This window comes from Gammaproteobacteria bacterium, assembly GCA_040183005.1.
Classification (GTDB): Bacteria; Pseudomonadota; Gammaproteobacteria.
Genome location: JAMPIW010000009.1, coordinates 103787 through 123271, shown reverse-complemented (window position 1 = coordinate 123271; position 19485 = coordinate 103787). Strand labels below are relative to the sequence as shown.

18 protein-coding genes are annotated in these 19485 nt (G+C 54.9%); 3 read left to right on the top strand and 15 right to left on the bottom strand.

Going from position 1 to position 19485, the window contains the following annotated elements:
* Positions 1–266: 266 nt before the first annotated feature.
* From M3A44_15645 to M3A44_15605, 9 genes are all read right to left on the bottom strand, one after another.
* A complete protein-coding gene (locus M3A44_15645; protein MEQ6343034.1) occupies positions 267–1337 on the bottom strand; it encodes an IS30 family transposase in 1071 nt (356 codons plus the stop codon).
* 129 nt (positions 1338–1466) lie between these two features.
* On the bottom strand, positions 1467–2156 hold the full coding sequence (locus M3A44_15640; GenBank protein MEQ6343033.1) for a hypothetical protein: 690 nt from the start codon (positions 2154–2156) through the stop codon (positions 1467–1469).
* A gap of 74 nt (positions 2157–2230) precedes the next feature.
* Entirely contained in the window at positions 2231–2761 is a 531-nt protein-coding gene (locus tag M3A44_15635) for a transposase (protein MEQ6343032.1), read from the bottom strand.
* Positions 2762–3028: 267 nt separating this feature from the next.
* Positions 3029–4252 (bottom strand): IS66 family transposase, encoded by a 1224-nt coding sequence (locus M3A44_15630; protein MEQ6343031.1) that lies wholly within the window; start codon positions 4250–4252, stop codon positions 3029–3031.
* Positions 4227–4481: a hypothetical protein gene (locus M3A44_15625; protein ID MEQ6343030.1), complete on the bottom strand. Its 255-nt coding sequence runs from the start codon at positions 4479–4481 to the stop codon at positions 4227–4229. Before M3A44_15625 ends, M3A44_15630 begins: the two co-directional genes overlap by 26 nt.
* 310 nt (positions 4482–4791) lie before the next feature.
* On the bottom strand, positions 4792–5358 hold the full coding sequence (locus tag M3A44_15620) for a hypothetical protein (GenBank protein ID MEQ6343029.1): 567 nt from the start codon (positions 5356–5358) through the stop codon (positions 4792–4794).
* Positions 5359–5673: 315 nt separating this feature from the next.
* The gene (locus M3A44_15615; GenBank protein MEQ6343028.1) at positions 5674–7008 is read right to left on the bottom strand and encodes an HlyD family type I secretion periplasmic adaptor subunit; all 1335 of its coding nucleotides are present in this window, start codon (positions 7006–7008) and stop codon (positions 5674–5676) included.
* Positions 7009–7529: 521 nt separating this feature from the next.
* Positions 7530–7964, bottom strand: a complete 435-nt coding sequence (locus M3A44_15610; protein ID MEQ6343027.1) for a GxxExxY protein — start codon at positions 7962–7964, stop codon at positions 7530–7532.
* A gap of 52 nt (positions 7965–8016) precedes the next feature.
* Entirely contained in the window at positions 8017–10155 is a 2139-nt protein-coding gene (locus M3A44_15605; GenBank protein ID MEQ6343026.1) for a type I secretion system permease/ATPase, read from the bottom strand.
* 295 nt (positions 10156–10450) lie between these two features.
* Here M3A44_15605 and M3A44_15600 point away from each other — a divergent pair, with 295 nt between their 5' ends.
* A complete protein-coding gene (locus M3A44_15600; protein MEQ6343025.1) occupies positions 10451–11617 on the top strand; it encodes an IS4 family transposase in 1167 nt (388 codons plus the stop codon).
* Positions 11618–11811: 194 nt separating this feature from the next.
* Positions 11812–12594 (top strand): GNAT family N-acetyltransferase, encoded by a 783-nt coding sequence (locus M3A44_15595; GenBank protein ID MEQ6343024.1) that lies wholly within the window; start codon positions 11812–11814, stop codon positions 12592–12594.
* Between the two features lie 84 nt (positions 12595–12678).
* Here M3A44_15595 and M3A44_15590 read toward each other — a convergent pair whose 3' ends face one another.
* From M3A44_15590 to sufB, 6 genes are read right to left on the bottom strand one after another with little or no spacing between them, the layout of a single operon-like run.
* Entirely contained in the window at positions 12679–13236 is a 558-nt protein-coding gene (locus M3A44_15590; protein MEQ6343023.1) for a NifU family protein, read from the bottom strand.
* Positions 13237–13240: 4 nt separating this feature from the next.
* Complete coding sequence (locus M3A44_15585; protein ID MEQ6343022.1) at positions 13241–13696, bottom strand: SUF system NifU family Fe-S cluster assembly protein; 456 nt, start codon at positions 13694–13696, stop codon at positions 13241–13243.
* Positions 13696–14910 (bottom strand): cysteine desulfurase, encoded by a 1215-nt coding sequence (locus M3A44_15580; GenBank protein MEQ6343021.1) that lies wholly within the window; start codon positions 14908–14910, stop codon positions 13696–13698. Before M3A44_15580 ends, M3A44_15585 begins: the two co-directional genes overlap by 1 nt.
* Before the next feature lie 41 nt (positions 14911–14951).
* Entirely contained in the window at positions 14952–16283 is a 1332-nt protein-coding gene (gene sufD / locus M3A44_15575; protein ID MEQ6343020.1) for a Fe-S cluster assembly protein SufD, read from the bottom strand.
* A gap of 8 nt (positions 16284–16291) precedes the next feature.
* Positions 16292–17185, bottom strand: coding sequence for a Fe-S cluster assembly ATPase SufC (gene sufC, locus M3A44_15570; GenBank protein ID MEQ6343019.1), 894 nt, complete (start codon positions 17183–17185; stop codon positions 16292–16294).
* Positions 17182–18618: a Fe-S cluster assembly protein SufB gene (gene sufB / locus M3A44_15565; protein MEQ6343018.1), complete on the bottom strand. Its 1437-nt coding sequence runs from the start codon at positions 18616–18618 to the stop codon at positions 17182–17184. The genes sufC and sufB overlap by 4 nt, the downstream gene beginning before the upstream one ends.
* Positions 18619–18957: 339 nt before the next feature.
* Here sufB and lptE point away from each other — a divergent pair, with 339 nt between their 5' ends.
* Entirely contained in the window at positions 18958–19467 is a 510-nt protein-coding gene (lptE, locus tag M3A44_15560; GenBank protein MEQ6343017.1) for an LPS assembly lipoprotein LptE, read from the top strand.
* Positions 19468–19485 lie beyond the last annotated feature (18 nt).

The following is a 19485-nucleotide window of genomic DNA, read 5'->3' as shown; positions in this document are numbered from 1 at the left end:
AGCTTAGCACAGTGGCAGATGGAACACCATATAAAAATATGGCTATTTATGTGCGCCCAGGCTAATCTCTAACGTTAAATTAAGGGGCACGCCAATGATGAAGCAGGAACAACGCCCCTGCGTTGATGAAACCCGACACCTAAAAATGCCTCGCCAAGGCGTGCCCCCTTGAATGCAATGTTATGTTTGCGGAACACTCTTAACAAAAAGATCAATAGCGCGCATATCGATAAATATCACAAGTGAGATTCCAAAGTAGGGCGGTTTCAATGACCAAGTGCAAAAAGCGCAGCGTGATGCTGCCTGAAATCGAAAGAGTCTGGTGTAAACAACTCGGCTGGGCATTTGAAGCCCAGTGACTTGCGTGGTCGGGTATTGAGTTGCCAGGCAATCGCATCCAGCTCCTCCTGCGTGAAACCACTCAAGTCACTCCCCTTGGGCAGGTACTGCCGCAACAGACCATTGGTGTTCTTGTTGATGCCGCGCTGCCAGGGGCTGTGTGGATCGGCAAAATATACTTTCACCCCTGTGGTTTCTGTCAGCCGTTGGTGTGCCGCCATTTCCCTGCCTTGATCGTACGTCAACGAGAGGCGCTTTTGCGCATCAATGCGGTTGAGCACATGACTGAAGCCGGTCAACGTCGCCTCAGCCGTCGCATTTTCCATTTTTGCCAGTACCGTGAACAGCGTGGTCCGTTCCACCAGCGTACCGACAGATGAGCGATTATGCGCGCCCTTGATGAAGTCACCCTCCCAGTGGCCCGGGATCAACCGCTCTTCAATCTCAGGCGGACGGTCATGAATGCTGACCATGTCAGGAATCCGTCCGCGCCGGTCTTCGCCACGCGCACGGGGACGGCGCTTGGCATGGCCGAAACGCAACCAGCCAATCACTTCCGTGCGCAGTTCGCCACGCGGCATGGCGTAGATGGCGGTGTAGATGGTCTCATGGGAAACCTGCAAGGTAGGGGTATCTGGATGCACAAGCGCCAGTGTGCCAGCAATCTGCTCCGGTGAGTAGCCTGCTTTCAGGTGGCGCATGACTGAATCCCACAGCGTGGTTCCCAGTCGCAGGCGACCCTCAACACGCGGCTTGATCGTGCAGCCATGCGCACGTTTGTGGGCTGCCTCGGCACGATAGCCTCCCGCCACAGCCGGTCGTCCAGGGCCGCGAGGCGTTTTCGGGCGGCTCCAGCCATTGCGCCGAAGTTCACGTGAGACGGTAGAGGCTGACCGGGTTATGGACTTGGCAATTGCGGCAGGTTTGACCCCCATCTCCAGTTGCGTTTGTATCATTGCCCGCTCTTCAATACTCAATTGATCGTAGTTTTTTCCCATGCAACATTATCCCCTAAAAATGTTGCACTTGGTTTTTGAGCGCGCCGTGCGTATTCAATTGCGGTAGTCATTGTAATCCTCCTGAAAGTTATTTTTTCTGTTCAATTTGGTTTTCTTTTGCCACCTGCTCTATTTCGGCGATGTACTTGGAGTAATTGGAATGGGGGCCTTTGGTCCACTTGAATACTGCGGGCAAAGCTGTCCTGTAGGCAACGGCTCCCTCATGATGGTTTTGTATTCGGGCTGCGTGAGGCTGCTATTGATTTCTATAACGCTTTCAGATGAAACAAAACCAGACTTCCTCTCATGTACTTTAATCTCATTTTCTTCGTAGGTGTCGATGACCAAGTTGATGTTCTTGAACACCGCCGGAAATTCCGGCAGTTGAATGCGCCGCCAAGCTTTACCGTCGTATTTGAAGATGACGTAAGGTGGGTTCGGTCTGCCCCATTTGTTATAGGAAAGGCATAGATCAGGGGTTGTGACGACATAAGGCGCACCATTCAGAATATGCAGTGCCAGCAAGGTAAAATTGGCATGCCCGATATCCGCACTGAATTCGTCCTTCCAGGTAATGGCCGTGTTCGCTCCGGGCGGGGTAAATGTAACAGTGCGTTCCTTGATCGGCGGCCCTTGACCAATCTCATGCCTACCTTCGCGAATTTGCGAACGCTCCACAATAATTTTTCTGCCATCATGCAACAACACTTCTTCTTTCCACGCAAACGTACTTTTTGCACATGCACTCATACTTGCCCCCAAGGCCAATATCAATCCGACTGTCCTGATGATCCGCAACATAAAATGTCCGTTACTCATGCCGCTCTCCTGTCAAATGAATTTCCATAGCCCGTAGCCCGTAGGTTGGGCTGAATGAAATGAAGCCCAACATCTCACCGTTCACCATAACCATCCACCTCATCATCCATTTGTCGATCCCAATCCGGTGTCACCATTCCCCGCTCGATATATCCATGCAATGTTGAATGCGGCCAATCCACGGGGCGTGTGACCCAGCCATGCTTCACGGGATTAAAATGGATGTAATCCACATGACGCGCCAGGTCGGTTTCATCCCGGATTTGATGCTCCCAATACCGCCGCTGCCAGATGCCGCGTTCACGCTTGACCTGACGGCTGGCGCGGATGTGCTCTCCTTTTGCCAGCCGCCGCGAAAACCCCGCTTTGATCAGCGACCAGCGCAGCGGATAGTCGGCATCATTCGGCGGCAAGCGCCATATTGCATGCAGATGTTCGGGTAATACGACCATTGCCAGAATGGCAAACGGATGCGCGTCTTTCACCGTTTTCATGGCCACACGCAATTCATCGATATGCCGCACCAATACATCAGAACGGCGTTCGGCCAGGTTTACGGTGAAAAAATATGTTCCTCCCGCCGCATCGGAACGTCGATAACGCATCTGTTCAACCACCTTCATTTATGTTGGGCTTCATTTCATTCAGCCCAACCTACCGTGCTCTGTTATTTCAGTCCAACCTTGTGGGACAGGGAATTTGTTTATGTCAGGGCGAGTAGAGATGTAGGAAGCTCCAGCCATCAATGCGTAGTCAATGAGTGTTGTCATTATTTTTCTCCCTTAAATAATTTGTTACATGGACAATTTTGTTGGTTTACACCTTTTCGATCACAGTATTTCAGACAAGCTTCGTAGGAACCTTGGAGGTAACTACTCACCCCCGATTAAGTTGACCTCACCCGCGAGAGCCATTTGAATCGCAATAAGAGGATTATGTCCCTTGTTGGCCATAGTTTGCAGATAGCTTGATATTCGGCAATAAGCCTGAGCATAAATCTCTGAGCGGAAACAGCCAGAGACCTTTTGCTTCACCTTGGACATTCTCAAATCACGCTCGGCCCGGTTATTGGTGAAGGCGACATGAGGGTTTTTGGCGAACAGCAGGACGGATGCCTCATGTTTTTGCAATCGGTCCAGCAGATTGTGTGCATCTGACTTGGCGAGTTTGCCGCGTTTCCCGCTGGGCTTTTGGGGAATAGGTGGAAGCTCTTTTTCGCCACGGGTGAGAATCGTGCGGTAGCGCTTTTGCAACCGCGCCAGCGCTTCATCGGTCAATCTCTTTTCCGTGCTTCTGGAGACGGTGGCGCAGCTCTCCTGTAAAAGGCGTTTCATGTGGCGCGCCCAGGCATAGTCATTGGCGTCAACAATGAACGTCAATTCGCGCAGCAGATGCGAGCCGCACAGGCCGTGAGAGCAGTGATCATAGGACAAGTAGGATGACCAGCAGTCATGAATGATGACGCCATCGTAGCGCGGAATAATATCGATCGACGTGATCGCTGCCGTGCCCCGTTTTCGATGTAAAAACTTGAGGGTGATCTCCCCTGCGGAGTACACGTGTATCCAGTGGTTTTGCTTATCCACCCGCAAGGAGGTCTCATCCACATGCATAGAGGGTGCTTTCAGCAGCTGTGCGGTGGCGTGCTGCTCCCACCGCTCCAAGGCACGATGAAGCCGCAGCACAAAAGCCAGAAGAGTGGCTTCAGAGATCACAACACCGATCATGGAGGTCAGCAGCGTTTGCGCGCGATTGATCGCGACCATCTGAGACACCAGTAAATTGATGACAAAGGCCTTTAAGCCATCGCCGTATTGCAACGGGCCGTGCATATCCGCCGGGAACTTCCCTTTGACCGTCGCATCGCAGACCGGGCACTGCTTGACCTCGGCATCCACATGCTCAACGACTTTCTCAAAAACAATATCGATCTTCGTCCGTCTTTCATGGTGACTACAGGGCGTATTATCCAGATCTTCGCCACATACATCGCAGAGGCGGACTCTAGAAAGAGTCACACTCTCTTTGACGCGCGTGTTTTTCAGCAGGGCGCCGTTTTCGTTTTTCCCCTTACCCTGGCTCCCCGGATGACTCAACGAGGAGTCGTCCTTTTCCCGTTTGGGAGGAGGGCTTGCTGGAGTTGCGGCTGTCTTTCTTGGTTATTCTTTCCAGAAAAATGGAGAGCATCAGCTCCATCATCATGAACATGCTATTCATAAGCACCTGAGTTTCGCGAGGCACTTTACCGTCGCAACTGAGCTGCTCAAAATCCGCTTTCAACCGGCTGACTTCGTTTCTGACCGAGGTTTTGTCTAGGCTTGCCATTAATAATGGGGGGCTATACGTTTGGAATAGCCAAAGGATAACATGGCATTTTTCGACCCCCTGATAACGGTCAGATCAGGCTGAAATGGTTTTTTCGACTTGAAATGGCAAGGCGGCTCATTGAAGAGATCAAAGCCCCTGCCAGCGGCAATAGAGAATAGATTTTACACCGAGATAAGGAAGTGGTTTTTTCGATAGAAAAAACCTGTCAAGAGATTTTTAAGTTATTTTTCGTGTGAAGGGAGTGAGTAGTTACCCTTGGAGTTTAAAAAAACCTAATCCTTCCCAACCGTCATTAGTGCGAATCATTTCACTGCACCCTCCCGCCCCCCCCCTTCAACGGCTCCCTCAGGATAGTTTTGTATTCGGGCTGCGTGAGGCTGCTGTTGATTTCCTTAACGCTTTCAGACGAAACGGAACCAGACTTCCTCCCGCGCTCTTTAATCTCATTTTCTTCGTAGGTGTCGATGACCAAGTTGATGTTCTTGAACACCGCCGGAAATTCTGGCAGTTGAATGCGCTGCCACGCCTTGCCATCGTATTTAAAAATAACGTAAGGCGGGTTGGGTCTGCCCCATTTATTGTAGGCAAGACATAGATCAGGGGTAGTTACGATATAGGGCACACTATTCAGAATATGCAGTGCCAGCAAGGTGAAATTGGCATGCCCGATATCCGCACTGAATTCGTCTTTCCAGGTAATGGCCGTGTTCGTTCCGGGAGAAGTAAATGTAATTGAGCGCTCATTGATTGGCGGCCCTTGACCAATCTCATGCCTACCCTCGCGAATTTGCGAACGCTCCACAATAATTTTTCCGCCATCATGCAGCAACACTTCTTCTTTCCACGAAAACGTACTTTTTGCACATGCACTCATACTTACCCCCAAGGTCAATATCAATCCGATTGTCCTGATGATCCGCGACATAAAATGTCCGTTGCTCATGCCGTTCCCCTGTCAAATGAATTTTCGTAGCGTGCGCTGTGCACACGATCAACCAATACCAGACCGTTCACCATAACCATTCTCCCCATCACCTATTTTTCCATCCCAATCCGGTGTCACCATTCCCCGCTCGATATATCCATGTAATGTTGAATGCGGCCAATCCACGGAGCGCGTGACCCTCCCTCACTCCAACGGCTGCGCTCTCCCCGCAATCGGGGGTAAGAGACACAGACCGCATTGCTATCACCTCTCCCGCACACTCTCTTTCGCATACTGCAACAAGGGACTCAGAAAATATTCGATCAAGCGCCGCTTGCCTGTTTTCACCTCCACGGTGACGGCCATGCCGGGTGTGAGGTTGACGCGTTTTCCTTCTACGTTCATGACCGATTTTTTCATGAGCACGCGTACGCTATAGACGAGGCCTAGCTTTTCGTCGGCGATGGCGTCGTTGGAGACATGCAGGAGTTGCGCGTCGATGGTGCCGTATCTGGTGAAGGGAAAGGTTTCTACCTTTACTTCCGCAATTTGGCCGTCGCGGACGAAGCCGATGTCCTGATTTTTTACCAGGGCCTCGATCTCCAGCGCGTGTTCCTTGGGAACAACCACCATGAGTTGTTGCGCAGGGGTTACAACACCACCGACGGTATGCACGGCAAGCTGCTGCACCACGCCGGAGACAGGGGCGATGAGGTGTTGCAGGGTGGTGCGCTGTTCGGCCTTTACGAGCTCTTGCGTAAGAGAGGTGGCGGCTTCCTCGGCCTTTGCCAATTCTGTCAGAGCGGTGCGCTTGAATTCCGCTTGCAGGGCCAGCCGTTGCTGTTCGGCCCCAGCGATGGCGGAGGCGGTTTCTTGCAGGCGGTTGCGCTGGATGGCCAGGTCCTGCTGTTGTTCGATACGCTGTTGCTCCAGCTCCAGATAGCTGTGCTCGGAAGCGAGCTTTTTGTCGGCGAGGTTTTTCAGCGCGTCGGCGCGTTTGGCTACCAGCGGCAGTGTGGCCTCGAGTTTTGCGACGGTTTCCTTGGCCCCTGCCTGTTCGGCGCGGCGCTGTTCTATCGTGTTGTGGATTTCCGACAGGCGGGCGGTGTATTCGGCGATCTGGTTTTGCAGCAGGCGTTGCTGTACTGCCATTTGGGCAGCATGGGCCTGCGGCGGTGCAGCAAAGGCGGGAAACGGCCTGTGTTCATCGCGGAATTCCAGTGCTGACAAAGCGCGCCAGCGCGCCGCTTCTATTTTTGCCGTCATGAGCTGCTCGCTCAGACGCTGGCGGTCGGCGCCGCTGGCGGTGGCGTCAAGTTCGACCAGAAGGTCTCCCTTTGTTACCGCCTGGCCCTCATGCACATGGATCGTCCGCACCGTGCCGATCTCCAGGGGTTGAATGACCTTGATGCGGTCGCCAGGAATGATTTTGCCCTGGGCGACGGCGACGATATCCACCTTGCCGATGCAGGCCCAGATGACGGCTATGGTAAAAAACGCGATCAGCGTCCAGGCGATGGCCCGGCCCAGCGGCGAGGGCGGGGTTTCCTGGATTTCCAGGACGGCGGGGAGGAATTCGAGTTCTTGGTTTTTGATCATGTTGGCTTACACCAGAGGTCGCAGAGCGCGCGGAGAAAGACTTTTTTGGTTTTTAGCGATGGGGTTCACAGCGCACATGAGTCCATACGTGTATTGCACAGAAACTTCAACACCCACAATGTTATTCATAATCTCGCCCATCTTTTCACGCTGCATTTCAGTTTCTCTCCGTGCGCTCCGCGTACCCTGGTGTAAAATTAATCTTGGTTGACTTACACCAGAGGTCGCGGAGAACGCGGAGAAAGACTTTTGTATGGTTTTCAATAATAGACTTCACCACACACGTGGATCTCCGCGCGTATTGCACAGAAACTTCAGCACCCGCAATGTTCTTCATAATCGCGCCCATCTTTTTACCCTGCATTTCAGCTTCTCTCTGCGCTCTCTGCGGCCTCTGGTGTGAGATTGATGAATTACACCAGAGGCCGCAGAGAGCGCAGAGAAAAACTTTTATGGTTTTCGCAGGACAAGCAGGTTCATGCACCCATTGCGCAGTAAGCTCCATAACCACACTCATCTTTTCACCCTGCATTTTTGTCTCTCTCTGCGTGCTCTGGTGTAAAGCCATCATCTATTCCATTTACCAGCCTTATGATCCCGGTCTTCAACAGGGTGACGTTGAAGTTGATCAACAACCCTACTTTGCAGCCAGACAATTTCAGGTAGGAAACAAGTTGCGCACTGTGAACTGGCATAAGTCTGTCGACGGCCTTCAATTCAACAATTACTTCTTCTTCAACCAACAAATCAATGCGATAACCACAGTCGATCTTTGCGCCACGATAGATCACCGGTAGCGTTTTTTGACGCTCTATAATCAATCCGCATTCAATCAATTCATAAGAAAGACAGGCTTCATAGGCCGATTCCAGCAGCCCTGGCCCAAGAGCACGATGTACCGCAATCGCCGAGCCAATGATCTTCTTCGTAATCTCGCTTAATCTTTCACTACTCATTTTCGCTTTTCTCTGCGTACTCGGCGACCTCTGGTGTAAAAACTCACCTGCGTCAATCCCCTGCCTGCAATCTATGCAACTTCGCGTATTCTCCGCCGTGTTTCAGCAATTCACCGTGGCTGCCCTGCTCGACGATCTCGCCTTTGTCGATCACGATGATGCGGTCGGCGTGGCGCACGGCGTTCAGGCGGTGTGCGATGATGAACACGGTGCGGCCCTGGCAGATGGCTTTCATGTTGTCATGGATGATGCGTTCGGATTCGTAGTCGAGCGCGCTGGTCGCCTCGTCGAAAATCAGGATGCGGGGATGGGTGACGAGCGCCCGGGCGATGGCGATGCGCTGGCGCTGGCCACCGGAGAGATTGCCGCCGTGCTCGCCGATCAGAGTGTCGTATGCTTGCGGCAGCTCCAGAATGAAGTCGTGGGCGCCGGCGAGTTTGGCCGCCTCGATCACCGCCTCCATCGGCAGGCCGGGGTCCGCCAAGGCGATGTTGTCGCGCACCGTGCGGTTGAAGAGCATGTTTTCCTGCAACACCACGCCGATCTGGCGGCGCAGCCAGGCGGGCTCGACCATGGCGAGGTCTACCCCGTCGATGAGTATCCGCCCGCTTTCCGGGACATACAGGCGCTGGATGAGTTTGGTGAGCGTGCTCTTGCCGGAACCCGAGCGGCCGACGATGCCGATGACCTCGCCGGGCTGCACGTCGAGGGAGACGCGGCGCAGCACTTCGGGCGTATCCGGCCGGTAGCGGAAGGTGATGTTGTCGATTATGACGCGCCCCGCGAAGGCGGGCAGGGTGGCGCGGTTGGGGTTGTAGCCTGGCTCGGGGTGGGCGTTAAGGATATCGCCGAGCCGCTGCACGGAAATGCCGGCCTGCTGGAAATCCTGCCAGAGCTGCACCAGCCGCAACACCGGGCCGCTGACCCGCGCCGCCAGCATGTTGAAGGCGACCAACTGCCCCACACTCAGGCTGCCTTCGATTACCAGATGGGCACCGAACCACAGCGTGGCCGCAATGACGAGCTTATTGATCAGGGAGGCGATCTGGCTTGCCGTATTGCCCAGCATGTCGGCCCGGAATCCGGCGCGCACATAACCGGCCAGTTGCTCCTCAAAGCGGCGCTGCATCTGCGGTTCGACGGCCATCGCCTTGAGGGTCTGCACGCCGTTGATGGATTCGACGAGAAAGGCCTGATTCTCCGCACCGCGGTTGAACTTTTCGTGCAGGCGGGCGCGCAGCACCGGCGTCACGAGCACTGAAAGCAGCGCGTACAGGGGAATCGACCCCAGCACAATCCATGTCAACAGTGGGCTGTAGTAGTACATCACGGCGATGAAGACCACCGTGAAGAAGGCGTCCACCACCACGGTGAGGGCCGAGCCGGTGAGAAACTGGCGGATGCTCTCGAGTTCCCGCACCCTGGCCACGGTGTCACCGACCCGCCGCGCCTCGAAGTAGGCCAGCGGCAGGGCCAGCATGTGCCGGAACAGTTTGGCCCCCAGACTGACATCAATGCGATGCGCGGTGTGGGAATAGAGGTAGGTGCGCAAGCCGCCAAGCACCACCTCGAACAGCGAAATCACCACCAGCCCGAATAGCAGTACATCCAGCGTGGTCAGTCCCTTGTGCACCAGCACCTTGTCGATGACCACCTGGAAGAACAGCGGGGTCACCAGCGCGAACAACTGGATAAAGAACGAGGCTATCAGCACCTCACCAAACAGCCGCCGGTGCTTGATAATGGCCGGGATGAACCAGGTGAAATCGAATTTGCCGACCCCGCCTTCGGCCAGCTTGGCGCGGCGCGTGAAAAGAATCAGTTTTCCGCACCAGGCCTTTTCAAAGATTTCGCGCGGCAGGATGAGGGGGCGCTGTTCGAGGGGGTCCTGGATTAGCACCTTGTCGCCGTCGATCTTGGCGACGATGAAATAATGCCCGTCGTGGTGCTGGACGATGGCGGGCAGCGGGGTGTCCGCAAGGCGCGCCCAATTGCTTTCGATCGCCTTGGCCTTGAGGCCCAGATGCTTAGCCGCCAGCAGGATGTCCGTGGCGTCGAACAGCCGGCCGGTTTGGCCGAATTGATGCTGAAGTTGATTGGGATCGATGGGTAGCCCGAAAAATCGGGCCAGCAGTACTACACAGGCAAGGCCGGTGTCTACATCAGAAGAAGCGGAAACGGCGTGGGGCATGGGATTTTTTCTGTCTTTTTCATAAAGACGATCCCTCGCCGGTGGTTATCTGAAGAAATAGTGTATTGGGATGCTCCCTGCCGTTTTCAGGATCATCCATCAATGAGCAGCCGGTACGATAATTGCCGGGATGGTTCGTTGTCAAAAAAAATCAGAATCAGAAGTGTCCGGCAATTTCGCAAAGACGGCTATATAACATGATGATGTTGAATAGGAAAGTGTGTGTTTAGGGGTGTCACCGACTTGAACGTGAATTTTTTGGGAAACTGGGGCTTTCCCCCCAGGAGTTTCCGTCATGTATTCAGGCCAGTTGGTGTTCGCACAACTCATGGAGCATTTGCCCCTTCACACATTCCGTCGCTGCGTGCAGCGCTACCCTTCCAAATATCCCACCAAGACTTTTTCGCATCTCGATCAATTTCTCTGCATGGCGTTCGCGCAGCTGACTTACCGCGAAAGCCTGCGCGACATCGAAACCTGTCTGCGCGCCCACCAAGCCAAGCTCTATCACTTGGGCATACGAGGCAACATCGCCAAGAGCACGCTGGCCGATGCCAACGAGCAACGCGACTGTCGCATCTACGCGGATTTCGCGATGAGCTTAATCCAGACCGCCAGAAAGCTTTACGCCAGCGACAGCTTTGCGGTCGAACTGGAACAGACGGTCTACGCACTCGATACCACGACCATCGACCTGTGCTTGAGCGTCTTTCCGTGGGCACGCTTCCGCTCCACCAAAGCTGCCGTCAAGATGCATACGCTGCTCGACCTGCGCGGCAACATTCCAACCTTCATCCACATCAGCGATGGCAAGATGCACGAGGTCAATGTGCTCGATATCCTGATACCCGAAGCCGGCAGCTTTTACATCATGGATCGTGGCTTCACCGACTTCGCTCGCTGGTTCACCCTGCATCAAGCACAGGCGTTCTTTGTCATCCGTGGCAAATCCAATCTGCTCTTTCGTCGCGTCTACTCTCGCACCGTGGACAAGTCCACTGGACTGCGCTGCGACCAGACCATTGCATTGACTGCTCGCAAGGCCAGCAAGGATTACCCGCAGCACCTGCGACGCATCAAGTTCTACGATGCCGAACACGACAGGTTTCTGGTCTTTCTGACCAACAACTTCGACCTGCCTGCGCTGACCATCGCTCAGCTTTATCGTTGCCGCTGGCAGGTCGAGCTATTCTTCAAGTGGATCAAACAGCATCTTCGAATCAAGCGGTTCTATGGCACCACCGAGAATGCAGTCAAGACGCAAATATGGATCGCCATCGCGGTTTACGTCGTGGTCGCCATCGTGAAAAAGCGGCTCAATACCGAGGCTTCGCTTTACACAATCCTACAGATTTTGAGCCTGACTCTTTTCGAGAAAACGCCACTCGATCAATTACTTAAAAATGCGGAGACGCAAATGAGCATGCAGAAAGACAATAACCAATTGAATCTATTCAATTAAATTACCGGACACTTCTGAATCAGAATATTAACATTTACTCCAGTGTGTTTAGTCCAACGTCACACCGCGCTGTAAAGAAAAATTCATCATTCCGTTATGGCCCCGTAACACAAAATCGCCATCCTTTGCCAGGATACACAGGTATACATGAATGCTGCGTGCGCGGCCTTAAACTAAAATGAGGAGTTCATGTCATGGCTTTGGCTGCGCTACAAAACCAATCTTTTGAAATCGAATCACACCAGGGACATCACCTGCATGTTGGCCTGGCAATCTCGAAAAAAGACATCGAAGCCGCCCAGCGCCTGCGTTATCAGATGTTTGTCGAGGAGATGGGCGCGCGTATTTCGTGCAAACAGCCCGGCATGGAAAGCGACCGCTTTGATCCCTACTGCCAGCACTTGCTGGTGCGCGACCTCAACAACGATCAGGTGGCAGGCTGCTATCGGATTCTCACCGACACCCAGGCCATCGAAGCCGGTGGTTTTTATTCACAAACCGAGTTTGACCTGAGCAACATCCTCACCATGCCCGCGCGCATCATGGAAGTGGGCCGCACCTGCGTCCACCCCAACTACCGCAATGGCAGCACTATCGGGCTGTTATGGGCAGGACTCACACGTTACATGGACATCAACAACTTCGATTACATGATGGGCTGCGCCAGCATCCCCATGAGCATGGGCGTGAAAAAGGTCGCGGCGACTTATCACTACCTGCGCGACAACCACCTCGGCCCCGATGCCTGGCGCGCCACACCCCGGTTAGCTGTGCCGGGTCTGGATCTGTTTCAGCATGACATAACGGCCACGCCCAGCACCCCGCCCCTACTCAAGGCCTATATGCGCCTCGGCGCGGTAATCTGCGGTGAACCCGCCTGGGATCCACACATTAACGTAGCGGACATGCTGATTCTGCTCGACAGGGACCGGCTGGATGCACGCTATGTGAGGCATTTCGTGAACCGGGCGGCGTGATGAGGTCGAAAGCGACGCTACGCTGGGCCGGCCCGGTGAAATGATATAGGACGATGGTACTTAACACACTACGAACAAGCAGGCTTATACCGCAATAACCTCGATATCCGGCTCGATGGTGCGTATCACGCTTTCGATGGCCATGAGCGTGCCGGAAAGCGAGCTGGGGCAGGTGCCGCACGCTCCCTGATACCGGATGACAAGCTTGTCTCCGGAAAACTCCATCACTTCGAGTCCGCCGCCATCGCTCAGCAAGGCGGGGCGGATGCGTTCATCCAGCAGCTCAGTAATACGCGCGAGGCGGTCTTCGTCTTCCGGGGCGACCAGCGTTTTATGCGCTGTTGTACCGTCCGTATCCATTGAGATCGGTGTGGCTGCTTCGGCGGATCGAATGGGCGGCGCCAGCTCCATCAGTAACTTGTCCCAGTAGGCCTCGCCATCCTGCGTTACGGTTAGCCAGCGGTCCACGTAAAACACATTGGTGACATGGGGTATGGCAAACAGCGCGCTAGCCAGCGGATCATTTGCGGCCTGCCCGGCATTTTCGAACGAGCGCGCGACACCCAGGGTGACAGGCTCCTTGAGGACGAAGCGCATGGCGTTCGGGTTCGGGGTTTTTTCTATATCGGCTATTTTGGGCATGGTATCAAAACTCTTTTTCCGTCGATGCGGTCTCTTGCGCGACAAACGCAGAGTGCAAGGTATGCCAAGGCAAAACGGCGCATTTTACTCGGGATGGTAGCTCGCTTACGCCGGCCAATACCGTCAGGCGGCCCAGGTGGTGGGGTTGAGTTTTGGTGTCGAGCTTGCCCGTCACCATGTCGCGAAACTCCTGAATCAGTGTTTCTGCCTCAGCGACGGTTTTTCCTTTCACCTGGGTAGTCATCATCGAGGCCGAGGCCTTGCAGATGGCGCAACTGTGCCCCTCGAAACTGACACCCTGAATCTGGTCACCTTCAAGGTGCAGATGCAGTGTGATGTGATCACCGCACACCGGGTTATGGCCTTCCGCATGGCGGTTGGCTTCCGCGATCACACCGAAATTGCGTGGCTTTTTGTTGTGTTCCAGAATCATTTCCTGGTAGAGCTCGCGCGGATCCATCAGGCAAACACCTTTTGTACGGTATGTATTCCCGCTACCAGCGCATCCACTTCCTCGAGCGTGTTGTAAAAAGCAAATGACGCGCGTGCTGTGGCAGCTACACCAAAGCGCTGCATTACAGGTTGCGCGCAATGATGCCCGGCGCGGACGGCGATGCCCTGGTGATCGAGTATCGTGCCGATGTCGTGGGGGTGGATCTCATCCAGCGTGAATGACAGCACCGCAGCCTTATGCTCCGCCGTACCGATAATCCGCAGGCCTTTGATGTCTCGCACTGCTTCGGTGGCATAGCTCAATAACGCATGCTCGTGTGCGGCAATCCGCTCCAGACCGATGCCAGTGATATAGTCGATAGCGCTGCCCAGCCCTATGCCCGCCGCAATCGCGGGCGTCCCCGCCTCGAATTTGTACGGTATCTCGTTATAGGTAGTGCGCTCGAAGGTGACATTCAAGATCATGTCGCCGCCGCCCTGGTAGGGCTGCATTTTTTCCAGTAACGCGGCCTTGCCATAGAGGATGCCGACGCCGGTCGGGCCGCACAGCTTGTGGCTGGAGAAGACATAAAAATCGCAATCCAGATCCTGCACGTTGACGGGGAGGTGCGGTGCGGCCTGCGCCCCATCGAGCAATACCAGCGCGCCGTGCTGGCGCGCGGTGGCGATCATCTCATGCACCGGGTTGATGGTGCCCAGCGCATTCGAGACATGCGTGATGGCGACAAGTTTGGTGCGCGCGTTGAATAATTTTTCATACGCGTCGAGCAGCAGCTCGCCCGTGTCGTCCATAGGGATAATGCGCAGCACAACCTTCTTCTCGTCGCGCAACATTTGCCAAGGTACGATGTTGGCATGATGTTCCATTGCAGAGAGGATGATCTCGTCACCCTCTTTGAGAAACGCGCGGCCATAGCCGTGCATTACCAGATTGATGCCCTCGGTTGTGCCGCGCACGAAGATGATCTCACGCGCGTCTGCAGCCCCGAGAAAGTTCATCACCTTATGGCGGGCGTTTTCGTATTCGGTAGTGGCAAGCTGGCTCAAGGTATGCACACCACGATGCACATTGGCATGCTCGTGGGTCTGATAATGCACCAGCCGGTCAATCACCTGTTGCGGCATCTGACTGCTCGCGGCGTTATCAAGATAGACCAGCGGTTTGCCATGGATGCTGCGCTGCAAAATCGGGAAATCCGCGCGCACACGGCCAATGTCCAAGCCGCCCTGCAAGGCTTTTTCACTTGAGTGAAGAGCGTTACTCATGTGTGCTCCAGAATCTGTTCTGAGAGTGTTTTGCTAAGTTGCTTTATGAGCGAGGGAACAGGGATCCTATCCACAATCTCTTCGGCAAAGGCGTAGATCAACAGGTTGCGCGCAGTGAGCGTGGTCAGTCCGCGGCTGTTTAAGTAAAACATTTCTTCTGTCTCAAGCTGACTGACGGTTGCGCCATGCGCACACTTTACGTCATCGGCGAAAATCTCAAGCTGGGGCTTGGTATCTATGCGCGCCTTGTTGGACAGCAGCAGGTTGCGGCTTTGCTGAGCGGCATTGGTGTGCTGCGCGTCTTTACGCACAAAAATCTTGCCGTTGAACACCGCGTGCGCACCGCCATCCGCGATGCATTTGTGAAGCTGCGTGCTCTGGCCGTTGGGTTTTGCATGATCCATGACGGTATGTGTATCTGCTATTTGCCGCCCGGAAATCAACGCCAGACCGTTGAGCGTGCATTGTGCAGCCTCGCCGTTTTGCGTAATGCGCAGGTCATGGCGGGATATGCGTGCGCCAAAAGCGATGTTATGAGCCACATAGTTGCTGCCGCGCGCCAAGGCCGCTACGCCATAGGCCATGTGGAAGGCGGAGTGAGACTCCCGTTGCAAGCGTGTATGCTCGACGGAAGCATTTTCGCCAATCGTGATCTCGCTCACGGCGTCGGTAAAATAAACTCCCGGGCTCAGGCACACATAATCTTCAATCAGCGCACATGTGCTGCCGGCTTCGGCAATAACCAGGCAGCGTGGGTAGCTAGCCTGCGGCGTGTTTGCAGTCGCTCCCGTGGCAATAAACAGCAAATGGATGGGCGCAGGGCATGCCGTGTCTTTTGCGATCAGTACCAGCGCGCCATCGCGGATGTGGCTGGTGTTAAGCGCGGCGAACGCCTCGTTGTGAAAGTCCAGCTGTTGCGCAAGGTGCGCGCGAATAACGGCGTCGTGCGAAGACAGGCCTGCTGCCAGATTGCTCATCACTACGCCTTGCGGTAGACCAGCGCAGACCGAAAGATGGGGTGCGTAAATACCATTGACGAATACCAGGCGGCTTTTTTCCGATTCGGGAAGTACGAAGGGCGCAATGTCCGCCAACGACACTTCAGGCGAGATGTCAGCGGCAGCGCTCGCAAAGGCTGTCTTGCGCAGCAGGCCAAAATCCGTAAAGCGCCATTCTTCATCGTGTGTCGTGGGATAGGGCAGTGAATTGACGCAGGCCGCCGCTTCGGCGCGCAGCGCATTCAGCCAATCCGGTCCGGGACCGGCCAATGGGTTAGTGTCCGGCGCCAGGCTGGCAAGGTACTCGTCCCGCACGTCTGGCGCTTTCATCACCGCGCTCATACGGAGGCCGCTCCCGCGCGTCCTGCGCCCGCGGCACTTGCACTTCCATGTGCATCGGCCTCTGCTCCCGCGTGTTCTGGGCCCGCAGCGCTTGCACGTCCATGTGCATCGGCCGCGCTCTGATGCTCATCATCCACCCAGTCATAACCGCGCGTCTCCAGCTCCAGCGCAAGCTCTTTGCCACCGGTCTTGATGATACGTCCGCGCCGCATGACATGAACAAAGTCGGGGGTAATGTAATTGAGCAGGCGCTGGTAGTGCGTCACCATGATCACGGCGTTGTCCGGCGTCATCAGCTTGTTCACGCCACTGGCGACGATACGTAGTGCATCAATATCCAGCCCGGAATCGGTTTCGTCGAGGATCGCAAGCCTGGGGTCCAGCACGGCCATTTGCAAAATCTCATTGCGCTTCTTCTCGCCGCCGGAAAAACCTTCGTTCACGCTGCGGTCGAGAAAGCTCGGGTCCATCTCAACGATCTTGCACTTCTCTTGTATGAAATCATTGAATTCGAGCGGATCGAGCTCTTCGCCGCCACGATGCGCCTGCTGGGTGTTGTAGGTCAGCCTCAAGAAGGCGCTATTGCTCACGCCGGGTATCTCTATTGGATATTGGAACGCCAGAAACACGCCGTTACGTGCCCGCTCTTCCGGTGGCAGCTCAAGCAGATTTTGTCCCTCGAACAGCACCTCGCCGCCGGTCACGGTATAACCGGGGTGGCCGGCCAGCACCTTGGAAAACGTGCTCTTGCCCGAACCATTCGGCCCCATGATGGCATGTACTTCGCCGCTACGCACCGTGAGGTTGATGCCCTTGAGGATCTCTATACCTGCGACGGAGGCCGACAGATTGCGCACTTCTAAAATCACTTTGCTATTGCTGCTAATCACCCGACGCTTCCTTCCAGTTTAAGACCGAGCAGCTTGGTGGCTTCCACGGCGAACTCCATCGGCAGGTGGTTGAACACCTCTTTGCAAAAGCCGTTGATGATCATGGAAACCGCTTCTTCTCCACCAATGCCACGGCTTGCGAAATAAAACATCTGATCCTCGCCAATGCGCGAGGTGGATGCCTCGTGCTCAACCTTGGCGGTGCTGTTCATCACCTCGATATAGGGGAACGTATGAGCGCCGCACGCTGATCCGATCAGCATTGAGTCGCACTGCGAATAATTGCGTGCGCCATCGGCCTTGGCGCCGACTTTTACCAACCCGCGGTAGCTATTGTTCGATTGGCCCGCGGAGATGCCCTTGCTGACGATGCGGCTGCGCGTGTTCTTGCCGATGTGGATCATCTTGGTGCCGGTGTCAGCCTGCTGATGATGATTGGTCAGCGCCACGGAATAAAACTCGCCGATGGAGTTGTCGCCCAGCAGCACGCAACTGGGGTATTTCCAGGTGATCGCCGAGCCGGTTTCCACTTGCGTCCACGAAATCTTGGAATTGACGCCCTTGCACAGGCCGCGCTTGGTAACAAAGTTGTAAATGCCGCCCACCCCGTTCTCGTCGCCGGCGTACCAGTTCTGCACTGTGGAATACTTGATTTCCGCATTGTCGAGCACGACAAGCTCTACTACCGCGGCATGCAACTGATTGGTGTCGAAGCGCGGCGCGGTGCAGCCTTCCAGATAGCTGACGTGGCTGCCCTCCTCGGCAATAATCAAGGTGCGCTCAAATTGCCCGGATTCCGCGTTGTTGATGCGGAAATAGGTGCTCAGGTCCATCGGGCACTTGGTGTTTTTCGGGATGTAGCAGAATGATCCGTCGGTGAATACGGCGGAATTTAGCGCCGCAAAGAAATTGTCCGCGCTTGGCACGACGCTGCCAAGGTACTGTTTGACTAGCTCAGGATGATGCTGCACCGCTTCGGAAAACGAGCAGAAAATGATGCCCACTTCCGCCAGTTTTTCCTTGTACGTGGTCGTCACTGACACGCTATCGAAAATCACGTCCACCGCGACATTCGCCAGCATTTTTCGCTCGTGCATCGGCACACCGAGCTTCTCGAAGGTGCGCAGCAGCTCAGGGTCGACCTCATCCATGCTCGCCAGCTTCTTCTTGGGCTTGGGTGCGGAGTAGTAGATGATGTTTTGATAATCAATTTTGGCGTGCGAGACATTCGCCCAGACGGGTTCAGTCATCGTCAGCCAGTGGCGATAAGCGCTGAGACGGAATTCCAGCAACCAGTCCGGCTCGTTTTTCTTTTTGGATATCAGCCGGACCACATCCTCGCTCAACCCTTTGGGGATGGCGTCGGACTCGATGTCGGTGACAAAACCGTACTCGTAAGGCCGGTTGATTAACGCCTCTAGCGTTGTGCTCATGTTTCTCTCCTGATCCGCAGACTGTAGCCAGTCAAACATACAGCCTGTCGGACTACAGCCCGCCGCAAATTTCCGTCAATCCCGGGTGATGGATGAATTGGCCGCGAACAGCATGGGTGCAACGCACCGATTTTGAGAACGGCTGGAAATGCTCTATATTACAACATGATCTGTTTGACTGTGGGGTAAAGGCAAAACGGTGGCCTATGCCCTATCAAGCCCGCTACCATACTAATAAAACCGACTAATTTAGTCAAGTATTATTGGGGTGGGCATAATGTTGAATAACTTAAAATTATATCATTTAGCATGTTTAATGAGTAAGAGTGTGTGATAAGAATGCGGTTTTTGCTTGTTGTGCTGATGCTGGGTTGCACGCTGTTGGCGCTGGACGGCTGCGGCTTCAGGTTGCGCGGCAGCGCGGGCGTCAGCGTGCCCTTGCCGGTGACGTATGTGCAGGGCGCCAATGCCAGTGGGGTATTGTTGTCTGAGCTGCGCCGTGCGCTGGGCAGCGCCGGGGTGAAAGTCACCGAGGACCGGGAGCAGGCGCAAGCGATCCTGACAGTATTCAACGAAGACAAGAGCCGCCGCGTCCTATCGGTGGGGGCGGCCGGTGCGGCGAGTGAGTTTGAGTTGCACTACGCGGTTACCTTCGACGTTAATGATCAGGCGGGTAAGCCACTGCAAGCCACGCAAACCGTGAGCCTGGAGCGCGCAGTCTCCTTCAGCCAGGCCGATGTGCTGGCCAAGGGTGCGGAGGAAGACCTGCTGTACCGCGACATGCGCCGCGACGTGATACAGGGGATATTGCGGCGCTTGAGTGCGATGGGCAAGGCAGTGGAGAAATAAGTCCAGGACGTTTGGCAG

What these genes read in the sequence shown, in the direction of transcription:
- M3A44_15645 (MEQ6343034.1), bottom strand. Translation starts at nt 1,337, where the DNA reads ATGGGAAAAAACTACGATCAATTGAGTATTGAAGAGCGGGCAATGATA.
- M3A44_15640 (MEQ6343033.1), bottom strand. Translation starts at nt 2,156, where the DNA reads ATGAGTAACGGACATTTTATGTTGCGGATCATCAGGACAGTCGGATTG.
- M3A44_15635 (MEQ6343032.1), bottom strand. Translation starts at nt 2,761, where the DNA reads ATGCGTTATCGACGTTCCGATGCGGCGGGAGGAACATATTTTTTCACC.
- M3A44_15625 (MEQ6343030.1), bottom strand. Translation starts at nt 4,481, where the DNA reads ATGGCAAGCCTAGACAAAACCTCGGTCAGAAACGAAGTCAGCCGGTTG.
- M3A44_15620 (MEQ6343029.1), bottom strand. Translation starts at nt 5,358, where the DNA reads ATGAGTGCATGTGCAAAAAGTACGTTTTCGTGGAAAGAAGAAGTGTTG.
- M3A44_15615 (MEQ6343028.1), bottom strand. Translation starts at nt 7,008, where the DNA reads ATGATCAAAAACCAAGAACTCGAATTCCTCCCCGCCGTCCTGGAAATC.
- M3A44_15610 (MEQ6343027.1), bottom strand. Translation starts at nt 7,964, where the DNA reads ATGAGTAGTGAAAGATTAAGCGAGATTACGAAGAAGATCATTGGCTCG.
- M3A44_15605 (MEQ6343026.1), bottom strand. Translation starts at nt 10,155, where the DNA reads ATGCCCCACGCCGTTTCCGCTTCTTCTGATGTAGACACCGGCCTTGCC.
- M3A44_15600 (MEQ6343025.1), top strand. Translation starts at nt 10,451, where the DNA reads ATGTATTCAGGCCAGTTGGTGTTCGCACAACTCATGGAGCATTTGCCC.
- M3A44_15595 (MEQ6343024.1), top strand. Translation starts at nt 11,812, where the DNA reads ATGGCTTTGGCTGCGCTACAAAACCAATCTTTTGAAATCGAATCACAC.
- M3A44_15590 (MEQ6343023.1), bottom strand. Translation starts at nt 13,236, where the DNA reads ATGCCCAAAATAGCCGATATAGAAAAAACCCCGAACCCGAACGCCATG.
- M3A44_15585 (MEQ6343022.1), bottom strand. Translation starts at nt 13,696, where the DNA reads ATGGATCCGCGCGAGCTCTACCAGGAAATGATTCTGGAACACAACAAA.
- sufD (MEQ6343020.1), bottom strand. Translation starts at nt 16,283, where the DNA reads ATGAAAGCGCCAGACGTGCGGGACGAGTACCTTGCCAGCCTGGCGCCG.
- sufB (MEQ6343018.1), bottom strand. Translation starts at nt 18,618, where the DNA reads ATGAGCACAACGCTAGAGGCGTTAATCAACCGGCCTTACGAGTACGGT.
- lptE (MEQ6343017.1), top strand. Translation starts at nt 18,958, where the DNA reads ATGCGGTTTTTGCTTGTTGTGCTGATGCTGGGTTGCACGCTGTTGGCG.